The sequence below is a fragment of the Streptomyces sp. NPDC088354 genome (genome assembly GCF_044753585.1).
Taxonomy (GTDB): domain Bacteria; phylum Actinomycetota; class Actinomycetes; order Streptomycetales; family Streptomycetaceae; genus Actinacidiphila.
This window is the reverse complement of record NZ_JBIVNJ010000008.1, coordinates 164,110-182,273: the sequence shown is the minus strand read 5'-3', so window position 1 is coordinate 182,273 and position 18,164 is coordinate 164,110. Positions and strand designations below refer to the sequence as shown.

Here is an 18,164-nt window from a genome sequence, read left to right as displayed (position 1 = left end):
TTGAGGAGGAAGACGGCATGACAACCTTCGTGGACCGCGTCGAGCTGCACGTCGCCGCGGGTAACGGGGGCCATGGCTGCGCCTCCGTGCACCGGGAGAAATTCAAACCGCTGGGCGGCCCCGACGGTGGCAACGGCGGGCGGGGCGGTGACGTGATGCTGGTCGTCGACCAGGCGGTCACCACGCTCATCGACTACCACCACAGCCCCCATCGCAAGGCGACCAACGGCAAGCCCGGCGAGGGCGGCAACCGCTCCGGCAAGGACGGCACGGACCTGATCCTGCCGGTGCCGAACGGTACCGTCGTCCTGGACAAGCAGGGCAATGTGCTCGCCGACCTCGTCGGCCACGGCACCACCTTCGTCGCCGGCCAGGGCGGCCGCGGCGGCCTCGGCAACGCGGCGCTGGCCTCCGCCCGCCGCAAGGCGCCCGGCTTCGCGCTGCTGGGCGAGCCGGGCAGGAACCAGGACATCGTCCTGGAGCTCAAGACCGTCGCCGACGTGGCGCTGGTCGGCTACCCGAGCGCGGGCAAGTCCTCGCTCATCTCCGTCCTGTCGGCCGCCAAGCCGAAGATCGCGGACTACCCGTTCACCACCCTCGTGCCCAACCTGGGCGTGGTCACCGCCGGATCCACCGTCTACACCATCGCGGACGTCCCCGGCCTGATCCCCGGTGCGAGCCAGGGCCGCGGCCTGGGGCTGGAGTTCCTGCGGCACGTCGAGCGCTGCAGCGTCCTCGTCCACGTCCTGGACACCGCCACGCTGGAGTCCGAGCGCGACCCGGTCTCCGACCTCGACACGATCGAGGAGGAGCTCAAGGCGTACGGCGGTCTGGGCGACCGGCCGCGGGTCGTCGTGCTCAACAAGGTGGACGTCCCCGACGGTCAGGACCTGGCCGACATGGTCCGCCCCGAGCTGGAGTCCCGCGGCTACCAGGTCTTCGAGGTCTCCGCCGTCGCCCACAAGGGCCTGCGGGAGCTGTCGTACGCCCTTGCCGGCATCGTCGCCGAGGCACGGGCGGCCAAGCCGGTCGAGGAGGCCACCCGCGTCGTCATCCGGCCCAAGGCCGTGGACGACGCCGGCTTCACCGTCGTCGCCGAGGACGGCTTCTACCGGGTCCTGGGCGAGAAGCCCGAACGCTGGGTGCGCCAGACCGACTTCTCCAACGACGAGGCCGTCGGCTACCTCGCCGACCGGCTCGCCCGCCTCGGGGTCGAGGAGCAGCTCGTCAAGGCCGGTGCCCGCCAGGGCGACGAGGTCGTCATCGGCAGCACCGAGGACGCGGTCGTCTTCGACTGGGAGCCCACCATGGCCGCCGGGGCCGAGATGCTCGGCCGCCGCGGCGAGGACCACCGCTTCGACGCACCGCGGCCGGCCGCGCAGCGGCGCCACGACCGCAATGCGGAACGGGACGAGGCGGAGCGCAAGTACCACGGCTTCGAGCCGTTCTAGAGCCGTTCCAGAGCCGGCTGACAGCGCTGACCGCGCTGACAGCGGTCCGCGTACTCGGCGGAGAACTTTGCGGAGTCGCCGAGTACGCGGACAGGCCGATCGAGGGCACGGATCCCGGATCAGGGTGCATCGTTTTGCCGTGACGGGGTACAAGGGACTTTCCGTCGGGTCGCGCAATGCCGCAATCCATACTGCGTCAGAAGTTCTCACTCTTTTCGAGATCCTTCACCGGGACCCGCTTCACCAACTCCCGTGGACAAAACGCTTGGACCACGTTGGACCCGAGCCATATGGCGCTAAATGCTTTCGATCCCGGAGCCGATGTCGTGATCGGAAACCAGGTCGTTCAGGCGACTGCTCAGAGATAGAGTCATCTGATAGCTTAAGCGGAAACACGCAGGCCGGAACGGAGGTGTGAGGGGCTGGTCCGACCCTGACCCGGTCGAGCGCATACCCTCAGATACGATGCTGCAACTGCACAAGCTCGAGCGTTACAAGGACGATCAGGGAAATGAGATCGTCTACGACGGCGAGATACGCGAAGACAAGATCGATATCCGGTTCAAGGGATCGAACAACACACTTGTCATCAGCGCCGACGCCGACATCAGGGACCTGCTCGTCACCTTCTCGGGAGACAACGGGCGGATCGAAATAGGTTCGACCACCAAGAAGCGCGCGGGTCTCCGCTTCGAGTTGCGCTGCGGACACGAGTCCCGGATCTGGATCGGCGAGAACGTGGGCTGCGCCGGCCGCACCTTCATCTCCGCGGTCGAAGGCGTGTCGGTGTCGATCGGTGACGACGTGATGTTCGCGAAGAACATCGAGGTGCGCGGCGACGACACCCACCCGATTTTCGACGTGCGCACCGAGAAGCGCGTGAACCCGTCCCAGTCGATTGTCGTGGGCGAACACGTCTGGATCGCGAAGCACGCGGTCGTGATGGGCGGTGTCACCATCGGCAACGGCTCGGTGATCGGCTTCCGCAGCATCGTCACCTCGTCCATTCCGAACAACTGCATCGCGGTCGGGGCACCGGCGCGCGTGGTGCGGAAGGACATCGCCTGGGAGCGTCCCGAGGTCGTGCCGCGCCGCCCGAACGAGCAGTATCCGCGCAAGGGCGAGAAATCCCCGAAGTACTGGAACCTCACCGATGAGACGGCGGTCCCGGAGAAGCCGGTGGTGCGGCCGCGGGCCGAGGCGCCGCAGCGGCGATTGGCCCGACGTCTGCCGGCACCGGTACGGCGACTGGCCCGCAAACTGCTCCCGTCGCGAAAGGTCTGACGCGACCGTCGGCCGCCGGTCGCGGCGGCCGTCCGGCACCGGGTTTCCGGATGCCGCATGACATCGGCCCGGCAGCAGATCGCCTCGGCACGAACGAAGGTTCGTGCCGAGGCGATCTGCTGCCGGGCGGTTCTCGTTCCCAGCCCGGTGGGTGCGGAGTTCGCTAGAGCGTCCCGACCGTCGACTCCAGATGCGTCACCATGCGGTTCAGCCCGACCGGCAGGTCGACCACCGGGCTCCAGCCGAGGGCCGCCAGCCGCGCGCTGTCCAGTCCCTGCTTCTTGGTCAGGCTGTAGGACCGCGCGTCGGACTCGTTGCTGAACCGCAACTGGAGTCCACGGTCCGGCCGGACCTCGGTGAACAGTTCCGCCAGGCGCCGGATGGAGACCAGCCCGGCCGGATCCGCGACGTTGTAGGCCGTCTGGTCACCGCGGAGCAGCGCGTAGAACATCCCGGCGATGGCGTCGGCCACGTACGTGTAGGTGCGCACGCCCGAACCGTCGCTGTTGAGCACGATGTCCTTGCCGGCCACCACGTTCGCCGCGAAGTCGGCCTGCACCCGCCCGTCGTCGAGCCCCATCCCGGGCCCGTAGATGTGCCCGAACCTGACGACACGGCAGTCGATGCCGTGCTGAGCCTGGTAGCTCGCGCAGATCGTCTCCGCGGCGCGCTTGCCCTCGGCGTAGCAGGCGCGCGGGTTGAGGATGTCGAAACCGCCGTAACTCTGCTCGTCGATGAGCTCGGTCTCCGGAGGCTGGGCTCCGTACACCTCGGCAGAGGACATCAGCACGAAACCGCGGCTGGCCTTCGCCACGCACAGGTCGAGCAGATGGAAGGCGCCCAGGAGGTTGGCCTGGATCGTCGCGACCGGCTGGCTGCCGTGCAGGGCGGGCCGTGCGGCGCTCGCCCCGTGGATCACGTAGTCGACGGGGCCGGACAGTTCGAGCGGGGTCGACACGTCCTGGACGACGAGGCGGAAGTCGGGGCGGTCGAGCACGTCCGCGAGCAGGCGCCTGGCCTTCTCCTCGTTCCGCACCAGACCGTGCACGGTGATGCCCAGCCCGAGCCTGTCGTTCAGCGCGAGCAGGGTGTAGACGGCGTAGGAGGGCAGCATGCCGCTCGCGCCGGTGACGAGCACGGTGCAGCCGGACAGCTCGTTCCACGGCAGGTCGCGGTCGAGGATCTCGTCGAGGTCGTGCGCCACGACCGAACTGGAGACGGTGGTCACTGGAGTCACGTACCTACGATCTGCTGGTTCTCGATGATCTCGAAGAAGGTCCGGCAGAGGTAGAAGTCCTCGGCCGTCGTGATCTTTATGTTCGAGCGGGGGCCGACCACCCGGTAGAGCTTCTGACCGTACCGGTGCATGAGGGAGCACGAGTCGATGGTGTCGTGCTCGCCCTCGGCGACCGCCCGGTCGTACAGCCCGAGGATCTGGCCGAGCCGGAAGCTCTGCGGGGCCTGCGCGGCGTAGATGTGGTCGCGCGGGATCACATCGTCGATGTGCTCGTTCTCGCTCGACACCACGGTCTCGTTGAACTTCGTGCAGGTGATGGCGGAGCCGTGCTCCTTGACGGTCTCGATGTTGGCGGTGATCAGCTTCGCGTCGATCAGCGGCCGCACACCGTCGTGAATCAGCACCACGGTGTCCTCGGGGCAGTCCGCGGCGACCGCCTTGAGAGCGCTGTGGCGGGACTCCTGACCGGTCTTGCCGCCGTCGATGACCCACCGGACCTTCTCGATCTCGTACCGCTTGAGCAGCTTCATCATGTGCGGGCGGTACTCGGGAAGGATGGCGATGGCGATGGCGTCGATGTCGGGGTGCGCCTCGAAGTGCTCGAGGGTGTGGATGATGATCGGCTTGCCGTGGATCTCCAGGAACTGCTTGGGGAGGGCACGGGAGTTCATCCTCGACCCGATGCCGCCGGCGAAAAGCAACGCAACGTTCACAGCTCATGCCTCCGATTGGTCACTGAGTGGCTGGTCGCCCACTGCCGTGTCGTCCGGGGTCAGATCGAGCCACCGGTGGTCCCCGCCCTCGTCCCCGGTGGCGCGATCGCCGATCACCAGCCAGTCGATCACCCGGTCCGCCGAGTTGGTGTCGACGTAGTCGAAGTTCTCCTGCCGGAACTGCTCGACCTTCGAGAGGTCGTAGTCCTCGTCCTGCAGGGCCTTGAGCAGATCGTCGAAGGTCACGCAGATCTTGCCGGGCGCGACGGAGTCGTAGTCGCGGTGGAATCCGCGGATCACCGAATAGGTGTCCTTGTCGTACGCGTAGAACAGGATCGGCCTGTCGAGCAGCGTGTACTCGTAGATGATGGACGAGTAGTCGGTGACGAGCACGTCGGTGACCTGCAGCAGGTCATTGGTGTCCGGGAACGACGCGAAGTCCAGCAGCCGGTCGGAGTATTCCGCGGGAATCGGTACGGAGCCCGGAATGAAGTGGTGCATGCGGAAGAGCACGACGAACTTGTCCCCGCAGACCTCGTGCAGCTTCGCGAAGTCGATGCGGTCGTAATCATAATGAGCGTCGCCGATGCTCTTCCCGCGGAAGGTCGGCGCGAACAGCACGATCTTCTTGCCCTTGAGCTTCGGGTTGGCGACGAAGAAATCCTCGACGACCTTGCGGGAGTGGTCCTTGTCGAGGAACGTGTCTATTCGCGGCAGCCCGGTCGGCACGACCGCCGATTCCTCGATGCCGAATGCTTCGGCGTACACCGGCACAAGGTGCTTGGATCCGGTGATCACGTAGGTGTACTTGCGGTGGGCGTTGGTCAGCTTCGGGGAGCCATAACGTCCGAACCGGCTGTAGCCGACCGACTTGAACCCGCTTCCGGCGTGCCAGAGCTGGATGATTTTGGTCTTCGGGGAAATGCCCAGCTGCGCGAGGAGCCCGAAGTAGTCGTCCATCAGGACGGTGTCCGACGTCGCGAGCAGGTAGATCAGGCGCAGCGTGCTCCACTTGTTCGCGGTGCTGGGAACCCGGAAGGAGTGGCGGAACGAGTACTTCTTGTCCAGGCCCCGCTCGATCATCCGGTCGTGAACGCGCGCCAGGTTGCCGCCGAGGCCGGTGCGCATTTCGGAGGCGAACAGGATCCGGTTGCCACGCGGGGGGTTCAGGCGGCGCGAGAGGGAATAGACCTGATTGGCGAGCTTGCGGCGCCGGGCGCGCGGCAGGACCCGCAGCCCGAGTCGCTTGCGAAGCGGTGCCTTCGGGGCGTCCTTGTTGGCGCTCGGCCCGGCGCTGCGGAACAGCTGGTACGTCCGCATCAGGAACTCGGGGTTCTCGTCGTCGTCCGAGAGCCCGAACGCGATCACGTACGCGGAGCGGTTGCGGTCGTAGAGGAAGGTGCGGGAGTCCACGTCAAGGCGATCCGTGGCCTTGAGGTCGAAGCCGGCGGCCGGCAGTCGTTCCTCACCGATCACGGGAACGATCCGCCAGGTGCCGTTGGGTACCTGGCGGCGGTCCTGGAAGTTGGTGACGTTGATCTCCAGGCGATGCTGTTCGGCGCCTGTTTGCCGAGAATTCACCGGGAACTCTCGCTCACCGTCCACAATCAGGAAACGGAGAGCACTAGGATCTCCAGTGAAGCCAGAGACGACCGCGGTGAGAGAAAGGTGTATGCGCTCCCACGAAATCGCCGCTATCAAGCAACGTGCCATCGTCATCCTTCCGTCCGTGAACCGTCGCGCAATCATGAGACCCGCGCGACGGCCGTGAGGCATGCGTGCGCCGGGTAGGGCGACCATGGGAGCATAGCCTACTGACTCAGGGCTCCCCTAAGTCGTGACGAGCGCCACCGGCCCCGGAGCGAGGGGTTGAGCAACACCGTCGAAGGCCTCGCGGGGCTTTCTGACTCTCCGGCGCCGCTTGAAGCGGCTGCGTTCCACAGGCTAATGCCCGAATAGTACTCCGACAGCCCGGCTGTAGCGATAAACCCGGTTTCGCCGGGGCCCGGGCCGCTTGGAGCCGGCGGCGGGTGTCATCACCGGAGTGCCGGGGCGAATGGCGAGCGGAGCGCCATGGGCGCGGGAGCGATCCCGCGGACCCGGCGGAGCGATTGCGGGTCCTCGCCCGGTAGCGCCCCCTCCGGCTCGTGCCACCGGCGCAGGACGCCGGGCCCCCTCCGGCCTCCCGGCAGTCGCCGCCGGGCCCCGCGGAGCAACTCCGCGGGCACGGCGCGACATTGGACTCCGGCAGCGCTGCGGGGAGTCCGGTGGAGCGCGGGAGGTACCGAGCGGACGAGAGCAGTCCGTGTGCTGGACGCATGCGCGGTGGGCACGCCGACTTCCCGTAGATTCGGCACGTGGACGCGAGTGTGCAACCCGACCGGCGCGAGGAGACGGGCAGCGAAGTGGCAGGGGCAAGCCAGGCCGTGCGCGAGGCCCGCAGGATCGTCGTCAAGGTGGGTTCCTCGTCGCTGACCGCCGAGGGCGGACTGGACGCCGACCGGGTCGACGCCCTCGTCGACGTCCTCGCCAAGAGTCTCGGCAGCGCGGAGAAGGAGATCGTGCTGGTCTCCTCCGGCGCCATCGCCGCCGGGCTGGCGCCCCTGGGCCTGGACCGGCGCCCGCGGGACCTCGCCCGGCAGCAGGCCGCCGCCAGCGTGGGCCAGGGCCTGCTGGTCGCCCGGTACACCGCCTCCTTCGCCCGCTACGGGGTCCGCGTCGGGCAGGTGCTGCTCACCTCCGACGACATGAGCCGCCGGGCGCACTACCGCAACGCGTACCGCACCCTGGACCAGCTGCTCGCCATGGGCGCGGTGCCCGTCGTGAACGAGAACGACACGGTGGCCACAGACGAGATCCGCTTCGGCGACAACGACCGCCTGGCGGCCCTGGTCGCCCACCTCGTCCGGGCCGACCTGCTGGTGCTGCTCTCCGACGTCGAGGGGCTCTACGACGGCGACCCGAGCACCCCCGGCACCTCCCGCATCGCCGAGGTGCACGGCCCGCGGGACCTGGACGGCGTGTCCATCGGCAGCGCCGGCAAGGCCGGCGTCGGCACCGGCGGCATGGTGACCAAGGTCGAGGCCGCGCGGATCGCCGCCGGGGCCGGGATGCCCGTCGTGCTCACCTCCGCCTCGCAGGCCGCCGACGCCCTCGCCGGGCGGCCGACCGGGACCCTCTTCCACCCCACCGGCAAGCGCTCCGCCGACCGCCTGCTGTGGCTCGCCCACGCCTCCACCCCGCTCGGCGCGCTCATCCTCGACGACGGCGCCGTCCAGGCCGTCGTCAAGCGCCGCACCTCGCTGCTGCCGGCCGGTATCGCGGCCGTCGAGGGCGAGTTCTCGGCCGGCGACCCGGTCGAGCTGCGCGACGCCTCGGGGCGTGCCGTGGCGCGCGGACTGGTGAACTTCGACGCCAGGGAACTGCCCCGGCTGCTCGGCCGCTCCACCCGCGAGCTGGCCCGCGAGCTCGGTCCCGCCTACGAGCGGGAGGTCGTGCACCGGGACGACCTCGTACTCCTGCACCCGTAGGCAGCCCCCTTCGTGGTTACTTCGTGAAAACGGCCCCGCGGCCGCCCGCCGACTGCTCAACTTTGATTGCGGAGAAGGAACTCGACGGGGACCGCCAGGACCACTGAGACCCACTGAGACCCACTGAACCCACAGGGACGACAGGTGACGACAGGGAGGCCGCCGGTGAGACGAGGGCGCCCAGGGGCATCGTCGTCCCGCGGGACGGCGGAGCGGACACTGGTGAGCGTGGCGGCCGACGAGGGCGTACCGCGAACCCACGCGCCGTCGCAGCAGGTCCCCTCACCGTCGACGCCGCAGGAGCGCCCCGTGTCCCGGCTGTGGCACGTCACGCTCAGCGTCTCCGGCCCCGAGGCCCCGCTGGCGGAGGTGCGGCGCGGCCTGGAGCAGCTGGCGAACGACCACCCCTTCCTGCTGACCAGCCGGTACGCGGCCGACCACGCCGAGATCCGGTACTGGGAGGAGGCCCGCGACCTGCACGACGCCGCCGCCATGGCCCTGCGGCTGTGGGGCGAGCACCGGGCGTCCGCGAAGCTGCCGCCCTGGGAGACGGTCGGCCTGGAGGTCGTCGACCGCGACACCTACCACCAGCGCATCGCCGAGGGCTACGGGCCGCCGCCCGCCGCGCCCGTCGGCGTGCACCCGTACTGAACCGTCCGGGTCTCACCGGCTGGAAAGACACCCCCCAGGGGGGTGCCCACGCCGTACGCTGACGGCTATGAGCAGCCGCAGCCACCGCAACGACGACCTCGCCGCCTCCCTGCCCTCGCCGTGGCCGGCGTCCCCGGTCCTGCAGGCCGCCTACCGCGCCCGGTCCGCCGCCGCCGACCTCGCGCCGCTGCCGCGCGCGGCCAAGGACGACGCGTTGCTGGCGATCGCCGACGCCCTCCTGGTGCGCACCAAGGAGATCGTCGAGGCCAACACCCTCGACGTCGAACGCGCCCGCGCCGCGGGCACCGCCGAGGGCATCGTCGACCGGCTCACCCTCACCCCCGAGCGCGTCCGCGCCATCTCCTCGGACGTGCGGGACGTGGTCGGGCTGCCCGACCCGGTGGGCGAGGTCGTCCGCGGCTCCACGCTGGCCAACGGGCTCGACCTGCGGCAGGTCCGGGTGCCGCTGGGCGTCGTCGGCATCATCTACGAGGCCCGTCCGAACGTCACCGTGGACGCCGCCGCCCTGTGCCTGAAGTCCGGCAACGCGGTGCTGCTGCGCGGTTCCTCCTCGGCGTACCACTCCAACACCGCCCTGGTCACCGTGTTGCGCGACGCGATCGGCGGGGCCGGGCTGCCGGCCGACGCGATCCAGCTGGTGCCGGGCGAGAGCCGGGAGTCGGTGCGCGAGCTGATGCGCGCCCGCGGCATGGTCGACGTGCTCATCCCGCGCGGCGGCGCCTCACTGATCCGCTCCGTGGTCGAGGAGTCCACGGTCCCGGTCATCGAGACCGGCACCGGCAACTGCCACGTGTACGTGGACGCGCAGGCCGACCTCGACATGGCGGTGCGCATCCTGGTCAACTCCAAGGCGCAGCGGCCCAGCGTCTGCAACTCCGCCGAGACCCTCCTGGTGCACCAGGACATCGCGGGCGAGTTCCTGCCGCGCGCCCTGGACGCGCTGGCCGCGGCCGGGGTCACCGTGCACGCCGACGAGCGTGTCCGTGACATCGCCGGGAAGTCCGGCACCAGGGCGACCGTCGTCCCGGCCACCGTGGAGGACTGGGAGACCGAGTACCTGAGCCACGACATCGCCGCGGCCGTCGTGGACTCCCTGGACGCCGCGGTGGCGCACATCCGGCTGTGGTCGTCCGGGCACACCGAGGCGATCGTCACCGGATCGCAGCCCGCCGCCCGCAGGTTCACCCAGTTGGTGGATTCCGCCGCGGTCGCCGTGAACGCCTCCACGCGCTTCACCGACGGCGGGCAGTTCGGCTTCGGCGCGGAGATCGGCATCTCCACGCAGAAGCTGCACGCCCGGGGCCCCATGGGCCTGCCGGAGCTGACCTCGACCAAGTACGTCATCACCGGCGACGGTCAGACCCGGGGCTGAGGGCCGGCCGGGGGACGTACCCACTTCGGGGCGGACTTTCCCCGGCGCCCTGCCCAATCCGCGTCATCGGCCCTATTCTGGACGGGTGCCGGACGACCTGGGGGGCAAGCCGTTCCCGGACGGCGAGGACCACGGTGGCGCGGATGACGAATTCGCGTCCGTGGTGTTCGACGAGGCCTTCATACGTGCGGCCGCCTTCCACGAACCCAGCGCCCACGAGCGCATGCTCGCCGCCGCCACCGCGCAGGCCGAGGCCGAGGCCTCCCGGGCCCGCCTCCTCGGCGTCCAGGACGGCTCCGCCCCGTACGAGGAGAGCACGGACCGCACCGCGGAGGACGACGAGTACGACGAGCTCTACGCCCAGCGCCGCCCCTACCGCGGACACGGCCGCTGGCACCGCATGGTGGCCTGGCTGCTGGCCGTCGTCATGGGCATCGGCGTGGTCGCGCTGACGTTCGCCGCCGTCTACCGGGGCGCCGGGGGAGGCAGCCGCCAGCCGGCCGTCCCGCCTGCCCCGACGGGCCGTATCGGGGCGCCCTCGATGCCGCCCTTGGTGGTCAGCCCAACGCCCTGAGGGCCGAGAGAAGTTGTCTCGTACCAGGACGTTTTAAAGAGCCCGGACAGACCTACGCTTGTTGTATGACCGGGCCTGGTGACCCACCTGAGGGGATTCCCGAGGGCTCCCCGGGAAGCGGCGACGACGAGTACCGATCCGTCGTGTTCGACGAATCGTTCGTCCGCGCTGCCCGGATCCAGGAGTACTCGGCCCGCGAGCGCCTCGACGGTTCCACCCGCGCGGTCCGCACCCGGCGCTTCTGGGCCCGGGGCGGGGCCACGCGCCAGGCCCTGGTCCTGGTGGTCCTGATCGCCGTCGCCTTCGGCACCGCCATCTACCTCGGCATCCGCAACCCCTACGAGCAGGCTCCCGAGCCCGTCGCCCAGCCGCTGCGGATCACCCTGGTCCCGCTCGCCCCGGCCGGCGCGGTCCCCGCCGCGGACCGCGCACGCCCCTTCGCCGGCAGCGCGGCCGCCGGTTACCGGACCGGCAGCGAGGGATTCACCCTTCCGGCCCCGTTCAGCACCCCGCACTTCAGCGAGAGCCAGGTCACGCAGGCGCTGACCCTGGCCAAGGAGTACCTGTGGGCCTCGGCCGTCGACCCCGCGGCCCTGACCGGCGGCGAGGTGAGGACGGTCCGGGAGATGCTGGACCCCGGGCAGCGGGTGCAGTTCGACCGCAGCCTGACGGCCCCGGCCGACGACGGGCGGCACGCCGCCACGGGCTGGCTGGTGCGTCTGGACCCGGCCCGCATCGCCCTGGCCGACGAGCAGGTGCGGGTCGCCGGGACCATGGCCGTCATGGAGACCGCCGACGACGCCCTGGAGGTCCTGACGGACCACACCATGGTCTACGCCGTGCGCGCGGCCGTCGGGAACGGCGAGCCCTCGCTGTTCACCGTGCGGCGCGCGCTGCGCATCCGCTTCGACCGCCAGGACCTGCGCGACCAGCACGTGGAGCTGCTCCAGGCCGACGTGGAGGCCGGACCGCTGTCCTGCGGGTCCGGACCGGCGGAGCGCTTCGAGCCGCTGCTGGCCGGGGAGAAGGCCGCGGCGCAGGCCGGCGTCGACCCGTACGACCACCGCCACCAGATCACCTCGGTGTGCGGTGCGCTGGCCCCCGGGTCGCTCGCCGGGCCGGGCGTCACTGCGCGGCAGGGGAGTCCGGCGGCGCGTCCTTCGGAGAGTTCTGCGGCCCCTGGGAGCCCTGTGCCGCTCCGCCGGTGAACCGGTCCCGCAGTTTGCCGCCGATGTCGCCGGCGCCCGAACCGAGGTCGGTCAGCAGCTTCATCAGCGGGTCCTTGCTGGTCTTCACCGTGTCGGCGTAATGGTTCGCCGACTCCTTGAAGGAGTCGTACACCGAGGTGTCCTTGTCCTCGCTGCGCCGCGGGTAGTGGCCGTCCATGAGGCGCTGGTAGTCGCGGGACGCGGCCCACTTCTTCAGCTCCGCGGCGCGCACCGTGGTGAAGGGGTGGCTGCGCGGCAGCACGTTGAGGATCTTGAGCACGGAGTCGCGCAGGTCGCCGGACTCCTCGTACTCCTCGGCCTGCTTCAAGAACGCGTCCACGTTCATCTCGTGCAGGTGGTTGCCGCCGGCGATCTTCATCAGACCGCGCATCGACGCCTGGAGGTCCTGGCCGACGAGCAGACCGGCGCGGTCGGCGGACAGCTCGGACTTGCGGAACCACTCGCGCAGCGCCGTGATGATCGCCATGATCGCGATGTTGCCCAGCGGGATCCAGGCGACCCGCAGGGCCAGGGTGGTGAGGAAGAGCAGGATGGTGCGGTACACGGAGTGCCCGGACAGCGCGTGGCCCACCTCGTGGCCCACCACGGCCCGCATCTCCTCCTCGTCCAGCAGTTCCACCAGGCCGGTGGTGACGACGATGATCGGCGCGTCGAGCCCGATGCACATCGCGTTCGGCTGAGGGTCCTGCGTGACGTACATGGCCGGGACGGTCTCCAGGTCCAGGATGGAGCAGGCGTCCCGCAGCATGTCGTTCAGGTGGGTGAACTGCTCGTCGCTGACCCGGACCGAGTCCGACAGGAACAGCAGTCGCAGCGAGCGCTCCGGGAGCAGCCCGCTGAGCGCCTTGAAGACGGTGTCGAAGCCGCTGAGCTTGCGCAGCGCCACCAGGGCCGAGCGGTCGGCCGGGTGCTCGTACGCCCGGGAGGAGATTCCCGGGAACCGGCGCCGGTTCCGCCCCGGCAGACGGTCGCCGTCGCCCCCCGTGCCGCCCTGCACGCCGTTCGGATCATTCGGACCGGACATGTCTCCCCGTTCCCCTGGTCGGCCGTCCATACACAGGGAGGACGCGCGGAGCCACCGCGAAGTTCCGTCCGCACCGCCCGTACCATGTCCCCCAAGTCCCAAAGCCCGCCGAGAGTACGCACCGTCACCAAGGGAAACTGCGAATGACCTCTTACGCGACCGCCGCCGTCCTGACCACGCTCGCCGAGGGTGAGGGCGGGGGCAACCACGAGAGCCTGAGCCCGTACCTCACCGGTGGCGGCGCCCTGTTCGCGCTGCTGCTCCTGCTCTTCATCACCACCCGTTTCAACCGCGACCGCTGAGGCCGCAGACGGGGATGCGGGTAGGGTCTGTCCGCATGAAGAAGCGAATCGGTGTGATGGGTGGGACGTTTGATCCCATCCACCACGGTCACCTCGTTGCGGCCAGCGAGGTGGCACACCTTTTTCAGCTGGACGAGGTCGTCTTCGTGCCGACCGGCCAGCCCTGGCAGAAGAGCGACCAGAAGGTGTCGGCCGCCGAGGACCGCTACATCATGACGGTGATCGCCACCGCGTCGAATCCGCAGTTCTCGGTCAGCCGCAGCGACATCGAGCGCGGCGGCCGCACCTACACCATCGACACACTTCGCGACCTGCGGTCCGACCATCCCGAGGCGGAGCTGTTCTTCATCACGGGAGCCGACGCGCTGGCGCAGATCTTCTCCTGGCGCGAGGCCGAGGAACTCTTCTCCCTGGCGCATTTCATCGGCGTCACGAGGCCCGGGCACGTCCTGTCCGACCCGGGTCTCCCCGCGGGCGGCGTCTCCCTGGTGGAGGTGCCCGCCCTCGCGATCTCCTCCACCGACTGCCGGCACCGGGTCGCCAAGGGGGAGCCCGTCTGGTACCTGGTGCCCGACGGTGTTGTGCGCTACATCGACAAACGCAGGCTCTACCGGTAATCGATCAGCGGCTCAGCGGCAACTGGAGGGGTCCCCAGTGAACGACTACCCCCGATGGCACTACGCCGAGGGAACACCCGAGCAGGAGGGACCGGACCCCTACCCCCAGGACCCTTACGCACAGCAGCAGGGCGATTACGGATACCAGCAGCAGGACCAGGGCTACGACCCCTACGCCCAGGCGCCGGGCCGTGCCCCGCAGCAGCCGCAGCAGTACCAGGGCCAGGGCTACGGGCAGCAGCAGGACTACGGCTACGACCAGCGGCAGGCCCCGTCCCAGGCGCAGCAGACGCAGCAGTACCAGGGCTGGATCCCGCAGCAGCCGCAGTACCAGGAGCCGTACTACGAGCCGCAGCAGCCGCAGCCCCAGCCGCCGTACCAGCAGCAGCACACGCAGCCGCAGCCCGTCTACCGCGAGCCCGAGCCGCAGGCCCCCCAGGCGCAGGCTCGCGTACAGGCCCCCGCGCCGTCCGGTCCGTCCGGTCGGGGGCCCGCGGGACCCTCCGGCCCCTCAGGGCCCTCCGGCCCCTCGGGCAACGGGGACTACTCCACGGGGCAGTTCTCCTTCGTCGACGAGGAGACCGAGGAGTCCGAAGAGGTCATCGACTGGCTGAAGTTCACCGAATCCCGCACCGAGCGGCGCGAGGAGGCCAAGCGCCGCGGCCGCAACCGCGTCGTCGCCCTGGTCGTCGTCGTGGCGCTGGCCGCGGTCGGCGGTGTCGGCTACCTGTGGAAGGCCGGGAAGATCCCGGGGCTCGGCGGCGACTCGGGCACCACGCAGCAGGCCGCGGGCGGCCAGAAGCGCGACGTGCTCGTGCTGCACCTGCGTCCGGTGGACGGCAACGAGACCTCCACCGCCTTGCTGGTCAGCAACTCGACCACGAAGAAGGGCACCACGGTGCTGCTGCCCAACTCGCTCGCCGTGAGCAGCGACGACGGAGGCAGCACCACACTCGGCAAGTCGGTGGTCGACGGCGGCTCCGCCCCCACCCGCGAGGCCCTGGAGACCCTGCTCGGGACCAAGATCAGCGGTACCTGGCGGCTGGACACCCCCTACCTGGACAACCTTGTCGAGTCCCTCGGCGGCATCCTCGTCGACACCGACGCCACGGTGAAGGCCGACAAGAAGAAGGGCGGCAAGGTCCTCGTCAAGCCCGGCAAGCAGCAGGAGCTGGGCGGACAGGCGGCCGTCGCGTACGCCACCTACCGCGGGCCCGGCGAGGCGCAGGACAAGCAGCTCGCCCGGTTCGGGCAGGTCGTCCAGGGCGTGCTGAAGAAGATGTACAGCGACCCGGACCTGGCGACCAAGACCGTCGAGGGCCTCAACCAGGTCATCGAGCCCCCGCTGACCGCCAAGGACCTGGGCAGCAGCCTCGCGGCGCTGTCGGAGGAGGCCAAGACCGGGGCGTACCGGACCGACACCCTCCCGGTGCAGGCCGACGGGACGGTCAGCGAGAAGGACACCGACGGAATCGTCAAGGACGTCCTCGGCGGCACGGTGACCAACACCGCGTCCGACGGCATCCCGCGGGTCGGCCTGAAGAACGGCTCGGGCCTGTCCGCCAACGCGGGCGAGGCGCAGGTGCAGATCGTCGGCGGCGGTTACACCTACGTCTCCGGCACCACCACCGCCACCCGGGCGACCTCCCAGGTCGTGTACGGCGCCGCCGACCAGAAGACGAACGCGCAGGAGCTGGCGAAGACCCTGAACCTGCCCGCCAAGGCCGTCACCAAGGGCACCGTTCCGGCGAACGCGGACATCACGGTCGTGCTCGGCCAGGACTACACCCCGCCGCCCAAGCCCTGAGCCGTCCGGTCCCCGGCCGGATAACCGGTCGGGGACTGTCCGCGGTCCGTGAGACCCTTGGGGGTACGACGTCCCCGACCGGAAAGCCGCACCTGTGACCGCCACGGACCGCTCCATCGAGCTCATTCAGACCGCCGCCCAGGCGGCAGCCGACAAGCTCGCGCACGACATCATCGCCTACGACGTCAGCGACGTTCTCGCCATCACCGACGCGTTCCTGCTCGCCTCCGCGCCGAACGACCGCCAGGTGAAGGCCATCGTCGACGAGGTCGAGGAGCGGCTCGCCAAGGAGCTGGGCGCCAAGCCCGTGCGCCGCGAGGGTGAGCGCGAGGGCCGGTGGGTGCTGCTCGACTACGTGGACATCGTGGTGCACGTCCAGCACTCCGAGGAGCGCGTCTTCTACGCTCTGGAGCGGCTGTGGAAGGACTGCCCCGAGCTGGAGCTGCCCAAGGACGCCGTGGCGACCCGCGGCAAGGCCGAGGAGCACGCCCGCGCCGTGTCGGTGGCCGACGAGGACGGAGAGCTGAGCTGAACGGACACACCCGCGGCCGCGGCCGGCGCATCGTCTTCTGGCGGCACGGCCAGACCGCCTGGAACCTGGAAGGCCGCTTCCAGGGCACCACGGACATCCCGCTGACCGACACCGGCGTCGGCCAGGCCAAACGGGCGGCGCGCCTGCTGGCGGCCCTGGAGCCGGACCGGATCATCGCCTCGGACCTGCAGCGGGCCGCGGACACGGCCGCCGAGCTGGCGGCGGTGACGGGCCTGGACATCACGTACGACCAGGGCCTGCGGGAGACCTACGCGGGTGTCTGGCAGGGCCTGACCCACGAGGAGATCACCGCACGTCACCCCGAGGAGTACGCGGCGTGGAAGCGCGGCGAGCCCGTGCGGCGCGGTGGCGGCGAACTGGAGACCGAGGTCGCCGACCGGGCCGCTCCCGTGGTGCTCGCGGCCGCCGACAAACTGCCGGACGGCGGCATCCTCGTCGTGGTCAGCCATGGCGGCGCGATCCGCACGACGATAGGACGGCTGCTCGGCCTCGACCCGCGCAGCTGGGAGGCGCTCGGCGGCCTGTCCAACACGTGCTGGTCGGTGCTGGGCGAGGGTGCCCGCGGCTGGCGTCTGCTGGAGCACAACGCGGGCACACTGCCCGAGCCGGTGCTCGGCGACGATGACTGAACCGCGGTGACGGGGCCGCCGGGGCCGATTTCGGAAATCCGGCCCTGACCGGCTAAGCTTCTTCTCGTTCGCCAGGCGGAAAGCCTGAGGACAGCGGGGCTATAGCTCAGTTGGTAGAGCGCTTGCATGGCATGCAAGAGGTCCGGGGTTCGAATCCCCGTAGCTCCACAGCGATCACCGGATCCCGTCCCCCTGGTTCAGGGGAGGCGGGATTCTTCGCGTTCGCCGACGAGCTGCGACAGCGGGCGCGCGTGCTCGGGGCAGCCGACCAGCGGGTCGGGCAGCTCGCGGAGCCGTGCCATCCGCACCCGGCTCTCCTCGTCGACCGGGGTGTAGACCACGATCCGGTGCTCCGGCGCCGCGTCCACCGCGAGCGAGGTCGAGGCGAGCCGGACGATGCCCACCGACGCGTGCTGGATCGTCTTGACCCGCTGCCCCGGTGGCGCCACGTCCCCGCTCGCCCACATCCGCGCGAACTCCGCGCTCCAGCGCACCATCTGCTCGATGAACGACTCCCAGACGGGCTCGCCCACGTGCCGGCCGTAGGCGCCGCGCAACTGCGCGACCATGCGCGGCAGTTCTTCGCTCCGGTCGATGAACGCCGAGCAGCACGCCGGGCCGGTGAACAGCCGCCGCAGTACATTGCGGTCGGCGGGGGAGTCCAGCCGCACCGACGGAAAGGTGTACCGGTAGGCGGCGTTGCAGGCCAGCACGTCGTAGCGGGCGTTGTAGACGACCGCGGCGAGCGGGTCCAGGGCGTCGATGATGTCCTGCACCTCCTGGCCCACCGCCTCCGCCTCGGCGGCCTGTTCGCGGACGAACGGCACCCCCGCCAGCCGGTACAAGTGCTGCCGCTCGGTGACGTCCAGCCGCAGCGTGCGCGCCACCGCGTCCAGCACCTGCACGCTCGCGTTGATCGGGCGGCCCTGCTCCAGCCACGTGTACCAGGTCACCCCCACCCCGGCGAGCTGTGCGACCTCCTCGCGCCGCAGTCCCGGCGTGCGGCGCCGCAGGCCCGGGGGCATGCCCACGTCCTGCGGGGTGATCCGGGCGCGCCGGCTGCGCAGGAAGGCGGCGAGTTCGATGCGTCGCGGAGCGGACACGGCGGACATGTGACCCATCGTGCACCGGGACCGGACCGGGTGCCAGGTGCTGTCAGTACCAGCATCC

General features: G+C 70.1%; 17 protein-coding genes and 1 tRNA gene. 13 read left to right on the top strand and 5 right to left on the bottom strand.

The window, feature by feature from the left end; genetic code table 11:
• The first annotated feature begins 17 nt into the window (after nt 1-17).
• Complete coding sequence (gene obgE, locus ACIP98_RS15345; protein ID WP_401976175.1) at nt 18-1,451, top strand: GTPase ObgE; 1,434 nt, start codon at nt 18-20, stop codon at nt 1,449-1,451.
• Nucleotides 1,452-1,916: 465 nt separating this feature from the next.
• The gene (locus tag ACIP98_RS15340) at nt 1,917-2,735 is read left to right on the top strand and encodes an acyltransferase (RefSeq protein WP_401976172.1); all 819 of its coding nucleotides are present in this window, start codon (nt 1,917-1,919) and stop codon (nt 2,733-2,735) included.
• Nucleotides 2,736-2,898: 163 nt separating this feature from the next.
• On the opposite strand, the gene ACIP98_RS15335 is transcribed toward ACIP98_RS15340, so the two are convergent.
• From ACIP98_RS15335 to ACIP98_RS15325, 3 genes are read right to left on the bottom strand one after another with little or no spacing between them, the layout of a single operon-like run.
• Nucleotides 2,899-3,972, bottom strand: a complete 1,074-nt coding sequence (locus ACIP98_RS15335) for an NAD-dependent epimerase/dehydratase family protein (protein ID WP_401976170.1) — start codon at nt 3,970-3,972, stop codon at nt 2,899-2,901.
• Nucleotides 3,969-4,685, bottom strand: coding sequence for an IspD/TarI family cytidylyltransferase (locus ACIP98_RS15330; RefSeq protein ID WP_319664653.1), 717 nt, complete (start codon nt 4,683-4,685; stop codon nt 3,969-3,971). Before ACIP98_RS15330 ends, ACIP98_RS15335 begins: the two co-directional genes overlap by 4 nt.
• A 3-nt stretch (nt 4,686-4,688) precedes the next feature.
• Nucleotides 4,689-6,485, bottom strand: coding sequence for a CDP-glycerol glycerophosphotransferase family protein (locus ACIP98_RS15325; protein ID WP_401976167.1), 1,797 nt, complete (start codon nt 6,483-6,485; stop codon nt 4,689-4,691).
• A gap of 626 nt (nt 6,486-7,111) precedes the next feature.
• Between ACIP98_RS15325 and proB the strand changes: the two genes are divergently transcribed.
• From proB to ACIP98_RS15300, 5 genes are all read left to right on the top strand, one after another.
• Entirely contained in the window at nt 7,112-8,215 is a 1,104-nt protein-coding gene (gene proB, locus ACIP98_RS15320) for a glutamate 5-kinase (protein ID WP_401976302.1), read from the top strand.
• Between the two features lie 165 nt (nt 8,216-8,380).
• Nucleotides 8,381-8,866: a hypothetical protein gene (locus tag ACIP98_RS15315; RefSeq protein WP_319664651.1), complete on the top strand. Its 486-nt coding sequence runs from the start codon at nt 8,381-8,383 to the stop codon at nt 8,864-8,866.
• A 67-nt stretch (nt 8,867-8,933) separates the two neighbouring features.
• Nucleotides 8,934-10,259 carry a glutamate-5-semialdehyde dehydrogenase gene (locus tag ACIP98_RS15310; RefSeq protein ID WP_319664650.1) on the top strand — a complete coding sequence of 442 codons (1,326 nt, stop codon included), beginning with the start codon at nt 8,934-8,936 and terminating at the stop codon, nt 10,257-10,259.
• Nucleotides 10,260-10,344: 85 nt separating this feature from the next.
• Nucleotides 10,345-10,833 (top strand): hypothetical protein, encoded by a 489-nt coding sequence (locus tag ACIP98_RS15305; protein ID WP_319664649.1) that lies wholly within the window; start codon nt 10,345-10,347, stop codon nt 10,831-10,833.
• Nucleotides 10,834-10,898: 65 nt separating this feature from the next.
• Nucleotides 10,899-12,041, top strand: coding sequence for a hypothetical protein (locus tag ACIP98_RS15300; protein ID WP_401976164.1), 1,143 nt, complete (start codon nt 10,899-10,901; stop codon nt 12,039-12,041).
• Here the strand turns inward: ACIP98_RS15300 and ACIP98_RS15295 are convergent.
• Complete coding sequence (locus ACIP98_RS15295; protein WP_401976162.1) at nt 11,959-13,086, bottom strand: M48 family metallopeptidase; 1,128 nt, start codon at nt 13,084-13,086, stop codon at nt 11,959-11,961. The two genes, ACIP98_RS15300 and ACIP98_RS15295, sit on opposite strands and share 83 nt — an antisense overlap.
• Nucleotides 13,087-13,229: 143 nt before the next feature.
• Here ACIP98_RS15295 and ACIP98_RS15290 point away from each other — a divergent pair, with 143 nt between their 5' ends.
• The 6 genes from ACIP98_RS15290 (at nt 13,230) to ACIP98_RS15265 (ending at nt 17,162) form a co-directional block, all read left to right on the top strand.
• A complete protein-coding gene (locus tag ACIP98_RS15290; RefSeq protein ID WP_018556595.1) occupies nt 13,230-13,388 on the top strand; it encodes a hypothetical protein in 159 nt (52 codons plus the stop codon).
• Between the two features lie 35 nt (nt 13,389-13,423).
• Nucleotides 13,424-14,005 carry a nicotinate-nucleotide adenylyltransferase gene (gene nadD, locus ACIP98_RS15285; RefSeq protein WP_319664646.1) on the top strand — a complete coding sequence of 194 codons (582 nt, stop codon included), beginning with the start codon at nt 13,424-13,426 and terminating at the stop codon, nt 14,003-14,005.
• Between the two features lie 37 nt (nt 14,006-14,042).
• Nucleotides 14,043-15,812 (top strand): LCP family protein, encoded by a 1,770-nt coding sequence (locus ACIP98_RS15280; RefSeq protein ID WP_401976159.1) that lies wholly within the window; start codon nt 14,043-14,045, stop codon nt 15,810-15,812.
• Nucleotides 15,813-15,906: 94 nt separating this feature from the next.
• Nucleotides 15,907-16,344 carry a ribosome silencing factor gene (gene rsfS / locus ACIP98_RS15275; RefSeq protein WP_401976157.1) on the top strand — a complete coding sequence of 146 codons (438 nt, stop codon included), beginning with the start codon at nt 15,907-15,909 and terminating at the stop codon, nt 16,342-16,344.
• Nucleotides 16,341-16,994, top strand: a complete 654-nt coding sequence (locus tag ACIP98_RS15270) for a histidine phosphatase family protein (RefSeq protein WP_319664667.1) — start codon at nt 16,341-16,343, stop codon at nt 16,992-16,994. Before rsfS ends, ACIP98_RS15270 begins: the two co-directional genes overlap by 4 nt.
• Before the next feature lie 95 nt (nt 16,995-17,089).
• A tRNA-Ala gene (locus ACIP98_RS15265) sits at nt 17,090-17,162 on the top strand.
• A 29-nt stretch (nt 17,163-17,191) separates the two neighbouring features.
• On the opposite strand, the gene ACIP98_RS15260 is transcribed toward ACIP98_RS15265, so the two are convergent.
• Nucleotides 17,192-18,106, bottom strand: a complete 915-nt coding sequence (locus ACIP98_RS15260) for a helix-turn-helix transcriptional regulator (RefSeq protein WP_401976155.1) — start codon at nt 18,104-18,106, stop codon at nt 17,192-17,194.
• Nucleotides 18,107-18,164: the final 58 nt, after the last annotated feature.